This is a genomic window from Psychrobacter sp. UBA5136, assembly GCF_002414005.1.
Lineage (GTDB): Bacteria > Pseudomonadota > Gammaproteobacteria > Pseudomonadales > Moraxellaceae > Psychrobacter.
The window spans coordinates 1-7,063 of record NZ_DHYG01000046.1 but is presented as its reverse complement, the minus strand read 5'-3'; the positions used below and the strand labels follow the sequence as shown (position 1 = coordinate 7,063).

8 protein-coding genes are annotated in these 7,063 nt (G+C 43.4%); 4 read left to right on the top strand and 4 right to left on the bottom strand.

Features of this window, described 5'->3' with window-relative positions; translation table 11 throughout:
- Together B4240_RS06620 and B4240_RS06615 are read left to right on the top strand one after the other, a co-directional pair.
- Nucleotides 1-522: hypothetical protein (locus B4240_RS06620; protein ID WP_296237671.1), on the top strand; the 522-nt coding region annotated here is incomplete at its 5' end.
- A 4-nt stretch (nucleotides 523-526) separates the two neighbouring features.
- Nucleotides 527-1,060, top strand: a complete 534-nt coding sequence (locus B4240_RS06615) for an endonuclease V (RefSeq protein ID WP_296237670.1) — start codon at nucleotides 527-529, stop codon at nucleotides 1,058-1,060.
- A 104-nt stretch (nucleotides 1,061-1,164) separates the two neighbouring features.
- Here the strand turns inward: B4240_RS06615 and B4240_RS06610 are convergent, their stop codons facing one another.
- The 4 genes from B4240_RS06610 to potA all read right to left on the bottom strand — a co-directional run bounded on the left by B4240_RS06610 (nucleotide 1,165) and on the right by potA (nucleotide 5,216).
- Nucleotides 1,165-2,055, bottom strand: a complete 891-nt coding sequence (locus B4240_RS06610) for a LysR family transcriptional regulator (RefSeq protein WP_296237669.1) — start codon at nucleotides 2,053-2,055, stop codon at nucleotides 1,165-1,167.
- Nucleotides 2,056-2,173: 118 nt separating this feature from the next.
- Nucleotides 2,174-3,031 (bottom strand): spermidine/putrescine ABC transporter permease PotC, encoded by an 858-nt coding sequence (gene potC / locus B4240_RS06605; RefSeq protein ID WP_296237668.1) that lies wholly within the window; start codon nucleotides 3,029-3,031, stop codon nucleotides 2,174-2,176.
- Nucleotides 3,031-3,939, bottom strand: coding sequence for a spermidine/putrescine ABC transporter permease PotB (gene potB / locus B4240_RS06600; RefSeq protein ID WP_296237667.1), 909 nt, complete (start codon nucleotides 3,937-3,939; stop codon nucleotides 3,031-3,033). The genes potC and potB overlap by 1 nt, the downstream gene beginning before the upstream one ends.
- On the bottom strand, nucleotides 3,939-5,216 hold the full coding sequence (potA, locus tag B4240_RS06595; RefSeq protein ID WP_296237666.1) for a spermidine/putrescine ABC transporter ATP-binding protein PotA: 1,278 nt from the start codon (nucleotides 5,214-5,216) through the stop codon (nucleotides 3,939-3,941). The genes potB and potA overlap by 1 nt, the downstream gene beginning before the upstream one ends.
- A gap of 434 nt (nucleotides 5,217-5,650) precedes the next feature.
- On the opposite strand from potA, the gene B4240_RS06590 reads away from it, so the two are divergent.
- On the top strand, nucleotides 5,651-6,289 hold the full coding sequence (locus tag B4240_RS06590) for a carbonic anhydrase (protein ID WP_296237665.1): 639 nt from the start codon (nucleotides 5,651-5,653) through the stop codon (nucleotides 6,287-6,289).
- A 110-nt stretch (nucleotides 6,290-6,399) separates the two neighbouring features.
- The gene (gloA, locus tag B4240_RS06585) at nucleotides 6,400-6,969 is read left to right on the top strand and encodes a lactoylglutathione lyase (protein WP_296237664.1); all 570 of its coding nucleotides are present in this window, start codon (nucleotides 6,400-6,402) and stop codon (nucleotides 6,967-6,969) included.
- The last annotated feature ends 94 nt before the right edge of the window (nucleotides 6,970-7,063 follow it).

Genomic DNA, 7,063 nt, shown 5'->3' with positions numbered 1-7,063 from the left:
ACAGAATCTGGGATGGGCTCTAAGCAGTCAGGTTTCAATTATTCGAACACCAGTAAAGAATATGTAACTTTTGGTTATGGTAAAACTTGTAAAGAAACCAATCAACTTGAGGATATTTCTATCAAGTATATATCGAAGGAAAATACAATAGGTAAATTAACAATCATAGGCAACATTCTTACCTCAAAAAACTACCTTGATTGTCCAATTCCTGTTCCAGAGATATATGAGCTGATAGAAAATTATCAAAATTTTACATTTGATACATTCATACGTTTAAAGATAAGCGAAGATATTGCAGAAGACTTGTTCGATAAATGGGCAAAGAACAATAGCTTTATACACGTGAAGTTTATGTACATCACTGGATTAAACGGACTTTATAATTTAGAAATATTTAATGATAAAGAAGTGTTTAGTAGTTTAAAGGAGCTACGTCTCAAAGAAAGTGAACTACTACCTCAAAAAATTGAGCAGCTGAAAAAATATAGTAATAACTTTAAATTGGTTATCTATAAGTAGGTCTATGAGGGCTAAATTGATATTTTTAATATTAGATGTGCATTATCAAACAGACGTGGTACAAAAGCTGGACAGCGCTAAAGTAGCGGGCATACGTTTTCAAGGTATAGAGACTAATGAGATCTTCAGTGAGCATACTGTCAACGTGAACAATGTTGCGCCTTATGAGTCAGGGCAATTTTATAAACGAGAATTGCCCTGCTTACTGGCTTTAATTAATCAGATTGACGAACCTTTTGATGCGATTATCATCGACGGCTATGTATTTTTAGATGGTGTTAGTAAAGCAGGATTGGGTAAGTATTTATATGATAATCTTGCTAATAAAAAGCCTATCATCGGTATCGCTAAAAATCATTTTTATGACATTACAGAAGACTATGCTGTTTGGAGAGGAATAAGTAAGCACCCACTATATGTAACTAGTATTGGTATAGAAATCACGAAGGCTAAAGAGATGGTAAGTAGGATGGATGGCGACCATAGAATGCCGAAAATGGTTACTTACGTAGATAAACTAGGCCGTGTCATCAATTAGAACATCTATACCTATTGAAATAAATTCCCCTACAGCCATACCCTCAATTCCTCACTAGGGAACTATGTTTTATTCCCATAACGAGTGTTATGACAAATAAAGCTCTAAAGCGGCTTCACAATCCCTTCTAACAAACTCGCAAACCCCTGCATATAAGCGGTATCTTGACTCGATGTTCGCGTCGCCGCATAAAGCTGACAGTAGACGCCTTGACCTAACGGGCGCGACACCACCCAGCCTTTTTTCTCATATTCCGCGACCACCCAGTCGGGTAAAGCCGCCACGCCGCGTTCGCTGGCAACCAATTGAATTAGCATCGCTGTTAGCTCGGTGGTACGAATGGCTTTAAAACTGACCTCAGCAGGCGTCATAAAGTTCGCAATGATATCGAGGCGTTTAGCTTCTACGGGATAAGCAATCAAGGTTTCATTAACCAAATCTTCGGCATGAATAAATTGTTGTTCCGCCAAATCATGGGTCGGCGACAGTACCAAACGGCTCTCATATTCAAACAACGGCTGATAGCTGATGCCTTCTATCGGTAAATTACTGGTGGTAATCAATAAATCGATATCACCTTCTTGCAGTAAATGGTGCGGCTCAGGCTCAAAGCCAGTAGCAAAATCGAGCTCGACATCCGACCATTCGCGGCGATAATGATTAAGAATTGGCATCAACCAATCAAAACAGCTATGACATTCAGAAGCAAGACGCAAGCGTCCCGCCTGCCCGTGAGCCAAGCGCTTTAGGTTTGATTTGGTGCGCGTAACCTGCGGCAGGATGCTATCCGCCAGCGCCAATACCGTTTTGCCTGCTGGGGTAAATGTCAACGGGCGCGTGCGGCGATTCACCAAACTGATATCGTAGTAATTTTCCAGCTCTTTTAACTGATGTGAGACCGCAGAGGCGGTGACGTGCAGCTCATCGGCCGCAGCGGCTAATGACCCGTGGGCTCGCAGCGCAGTTAGCGTATTAAGATGACGAAGCTCTAGCATAAAATAACCTAACCACTGACGTTAAAGAAATAAGAAAATACGTGTTTAAAATCTTGCAATATCGTAGGCAATTCTCGCCTATTTTACATTATAGATATTTTTGCCGTAAAAGTTAAAACTAACGCCGACGTAGCAGTAACTGCGAGATAACCACCAAAATTAACGAAGCGACGAGTAAAATTGTCCCGATGGCATTAACCTCAGGTTTAAGCCCCACGCGCACCATAGAATAAATACGGAGCGGCAAAATCTCATAACTAGGGCCAGTGACAAAGGTCGATACCACCACATCATCAAGCGATAAAGTAAAAGCAAGCAACCAACCTGCCATTACCGCTGGGAAAATCACTGGAATCAAGACCGTACGCACCATCGTTGACTCGCTAGCGCCCAAATCTCGCGCTGCTTCCATTAAACGCTCATCCAAACTACTTAAGCGCGCAAAAACGGTAATGACCACAAACGGTAGGCAAAAAGTGATATGTGCCAATAATAGTGAAACGAAACCGAGCTGCAGCCCGATTAATAAAAATAGCGCCAATAGCGATATCGCCAAGACAATCTCAGGTGACATCATCAGTACAAATAGCAGTCCGTTTAATAAACCTTTACCGCGAAAATCATAGCGATGGAGCGCCAGCGCAGTCAAGGTGCCGATGATGGTCGATACCGTGGCAGCAACCAAGCCCAGGACAATAGAATGCCAAAAAGCATCAAGCATTGCTTGGTTATTCAGTAGCGACTCATACCACTTTAAACTAAAGCCGCCCCAGTTATAACCGATTTTCGATTTATTAAATGACATCGCCACCAAGACGATGATGGGCAGATATAGTAAAGTATAAATCAGACCCAAATAGCCTTTGGCAGCGATACTGCCGATACTGAGTTGCTTGAGATTGGGTCGCTTGATAGCGTGTTTGGTTTTCATTGGTGAACTATTCATCGGTGAATGGTTGATTGAATTACCAGACATTAGGCCACCTCGTTAAAGTCGGTTTTGCCAATACGGCGACTACTGGCGCGATAAGCAAGTAACAATATCGCCATTGCAAGCGTCAATAGCACACTGGCGGCGGCGCCAAATGGCCAATCACGCGCGTCCAAAAACTGGTTTTTGATAATATTACCAACGAGTAAATTACGCGAGCCGCCTAAAATATCAGCAACGTAAAACATCCCCATCGCGGGTAATAATACTAACAGCACCCCTGAGATAATCCCCGGTGTCGTTAAAGGGAGGACCACGTGCCAAAAGGTTTGTTTTTTTGATGCGCCCAAATCTTGCGAGGCAAGGAGCATATCATTGCGCAAATCGCTAAATACCGCATAGAGCGGCAGCACCATAAAGGGAAATAATAAGTAGGTTAAACCGGCAATGACCGCACCTTGGGTGTATAAAATATCAATGGGTGCATCGATGATGCCGATGGCTAATAAGGATTTATTAATCAAACCATTACTGGCAAATAAGAGTTTTAGCGCATAAGTTCGTACCAAAGAGTTGGTCCAAAATGGCAGTATTAGCATAAGCATCAGCAGTGGTTGCCAGCGTTTATCAACTCTTGATACAAACCAAGCAAATGGATAGCCCAGCAATAAGCAAATAACCGTGGTGATGCCCGCCATCCATAATGAATGCACAAAGACATCAAAATACAGCGGGTCAATCATGCGTGCGTAGCTATCGATAGTCACCGGCAAACTAATAAAAGCTGTGCTATCCCGCGTTAAAAAGCTGACCGCAATCACCAGTATATTGGGCAATAGCGCAAAGATAAGCAGCCACCCCCAAATCAGCCACAGCGTTGCCGTGCGAAAAGGGCTTTTATTGCTGACGTTTTTGTTGCTTAATTTTTTACCAGTTAAGTTGATACGCGCCATTAGCTGATATCCTTTTGGAAAGCTAATTTGCTAGTGCTATCAGTTATATTACTATCAGCTGCACTGCTGTCGAGCGTATCTTCTTCTGGTAACACCCATTCCCAGCCGTCCACCCACGATACTTTGACGCCTTCATTAAGCTTATAATCAAAACTTGGGTCATCTTCGTCAAAGAATTCTGAGGCTTTAATAATATGCCCGTTAGCCAGCTCAATAATCGAGTCTAAAGTGCTGCCTTTATAATTACTTTCAATCACCCGTCCCAATAAACCACTGTGTTCTTTATCGTTGGGGTCATAAATGCGCAAATCTTCTGGACGCAATAGTAAATTAACGATATCGCCGACTTGCACGTCATTGGCAAAGTTGGGACGGCGCAAATTACGTAAAGTAATCGGGCCTTCTTGCGCTTGTGCCTCGCAAACCTCGACCTCAATACGCCCATTGGTCACGCGGCCATCACGGTCAGCCTGCTCAGGGTAAACGCCTTTGACTTCCGCTTTAAACAGGTTGGTCTCACCGATAAATTTGGCGGTAAATAAATTGGCAGGGGTTTCATAAATTTGGATAGGCGTGCCAATTTGTTGAAATCTGCCGTCTTTCATCACCGCAATGCGGTCCGACATCGACAGCGCTTCTTCTTGGTCGTGGGTGACAAAAACAAAGGTAATGCCAAGTTCACGTTGCAGGCGTTTAAGCTCAGATTGCATTTGCAGACGCAGCTTATGGTCAAGCGCCGATAGTGGCTCATCGAGCAATAATAGTTTAGGACGATTAATCACCGCGCGTGCAATCGCCACGCGCTGCTGCTGACCGCCCGATAAATCTTGCGGTCGGCGATTAGCAAGATGCTCAAGTTGTACCATTGCCAGCATTTCACGTACCCGCCTTTGAATCTCATCTTTTGGCACTTTTTTTAATTTAAGTCCGTAAGCAACGTTTTGCGCCACCGTCATATGCGGAAATAAGGCATATTGCTGAAACACGGTATTGACCGGACGCTTATCCGCTGACAAGCCTGCCATTTGCATACCATCAAGATAAATCGCCCCAGCATTTGGCTGCTCAAAACCAGCAATCAAGCGTAGCAACGTCGTTTTACCGCAGCCTGATGGACCAAGCAGGGTGATAAACTCGCCGTGCTGAATATCAAGGTTGATGTCCTTTAATACTTCGGTTTGATCATAAATTTTTTGGAGACCAGTCAGCTTTAGCAGCACCTTGTCAGTATCGGGCGACGCAGGCACGTTTTGCGTGGTTAAATTTGATTCGGTCATAAAGTTGATTCCTAAAACACCAAATGCTCAGTAGCGCTAAAATACTGGGTACTGACAGCAATTTAACTGTTGTTAAGTATGGCAATAAGCGAAGGTTTATATGCGGTCTGATTGCTGCGTATTATAACAAACCCTTGCTATAAATCAGTGCGAGTTCGTTATCGGTTGGTTGGATTAAGTTGTTAATAGAATAAGTGGGTAAACACTGTCTGAAATAGCGTGCGTTTAAAATAAAGAATTTTTACCGTTTTTTTGCCTTGCTTGCGCTACAATAATTTTGTGTATGCTACATACAAGGATATTTGCAATAGCAAGCGGCTAAGCTTAAAAGATAGGCTTAAAAGATAAGCTTAGATAAAAACTGTCAGTTAAAACAGAAAACAGCAGGCTAGCGCAATTTATAATTTTAACCTTTTGATAAACAAGGACCCCTTATGCCTAACAGTAACCGCCCAAAAACTGGTCAAGAAGCACTGGAACTACTCAAAGAAGGTAATGTGCGTTATGTAGAAAGTTTGACCAGCACCGACCCTTGTATGCAAAAACGTCCCGAGCTGATCAGTGATCAAGACCCGTTAGCCATTATTTTGGGTTGTTCGGACGCCCGTGTACCGGTTGAGATTGTGTTTGATCAAGGTTTGGGCGATTTGTTTGTCATACGCGTGGCGGGCAATGTGGTTGCGCCATCACAAATCGGCTCGATTGAATTTGCGGCAGAAAAGTTTGGTACCAAATTGGTGGTGGTACTTGGGCATTCGCATTGCGGTGCGGTGACCGCCTGCGTCGATGCGCTCATCAATCCTGAGCAAAATTACTCGCCAAACTTACAGTCCATCGTCGATCGTATTCGCCCAAGTGTTTATAACTTGCATGAGCTGGCAACGGCCAACGGCCATGACGTCGACGCGGATGAGTTGGTCGATCGCTCTATTCGTGCCAATGTGCGCATGTCGGTCAGTCAGCTAAAGCATGGTTCGCGCGCGCTAGAGGACCTAACCAATAGCGGCCAGTTGCTTGTTGTTGGCGCCGAGTATGATTTAGAGACAGGGAAAGTGCGGTTTTTAGATGTTTAATAGACATTTAGTATTAAATGTCTATCATAGTTAGGGTACGGTTGGTACGTGGTCACATCGTCACCGTATCCGCTATTAACGATTAAAAATACTTAGATATTGGAAAAGTTATGACTGATTCAACAAATTTAGACGCTAGTAGAGAGAGTGTCGCTCAACCTGAGAGCAGCGTAAAAGCAGAAGGCGTCCAGCCGATTGCAGCTCAGACGACAGGTTATACCTTTAACCATACCATGCTACGGGTAAAAGACCCAGCCAAATCGTTGGCGTTTTACACTGGTATCTTGGGTATGACGTTATTGGCAGTAAAAAAATTCCCAGCCATGGGTTTTGATTTGTACTTTTTAGCCAAGCTCACCGAGAGCGAGCGTGACAACTTACCAGCGGGTGACGACTTAGAAATTTTTGCTTTTCGCCAGCGCGGTATTTTAGAGCTGACCCATAATTACGGCACTGAGACCCAAGCGGATTTTCGTTATCACGATGGCAACCAAGAACCTCAGGGCTTTGGTCATATTTGCTTTAGTGTGCCCAACCTTGATGAGGCGATTGCGTGGTTTGATAAAAACAACGTTGAATTTAAAAAACGCCCAGAAGATGGCAGCATGAAAAATATCGCCTTTATCAAAGACGTTGATGGCTACTGGATTGAAATCGTCCAAGCTGATTTGATGGGTTAAATAAGTCACTCTTTAACCAATAAAAAAGCCGCTATTTTTAATATAGCGGCTTTTTCATGCCTATAAACTAAAGTTATACCAAACCCAATAATTA

What these genes read in the sequence shown, in the direction of transcription:
- B4240_RS06615 (WP_296237670.1), top strand. Translation starts at nt 527, where the DNA reads ATGAGGGCTAAATTGATATTTTTAATATTAGATGTGCATTATCAAACA.
- B4240_RS06610 (WP_296237669.1), bottom strand. Translation starts at nt 2,055, where the DNA reads ATGCTAGAGCTTCGTCATCTTAATACGCTAACTGCGCTGCGAGCCCAC.
- potC (WP_296237668.1), bottom strand. Translation starts at nt 3,031, where the DNA reads ATGTCTGGTAATTCAATCAACCATTCACCGATGAATAGTTCACCAATG.
- potB (WP_296237667.1), bottom strand. Translation starts at nt 3,939, where the DNA reads ATGGCGCGTATCAACTTAACTGGTAAAAAATTAAGCAACAAAAACGTC.
- potA (WP_296237666.1), bottom strand. Translation starts at nt 5,216, where the DNA reads ATGACCGAATCAAATTTAACCACGCAAAACGTGCCTGCGTCGCCCGAT.
- B4240_RS06590 (WP_296237665.1), top strand. Translation starts at nt 5,651, where the DNA reads ATGCCTAACAGTAACCGCCCAAAAACTGGTCAAGAAGCACTGGAACTA.
- gloA (WP_296237664.1), top strand. Translation starts at nt 6,400, where the DNA reads ATGACTGATTCAACAAATTTAGACGCTAGTAGAGAGAGTGTCGCTCAA.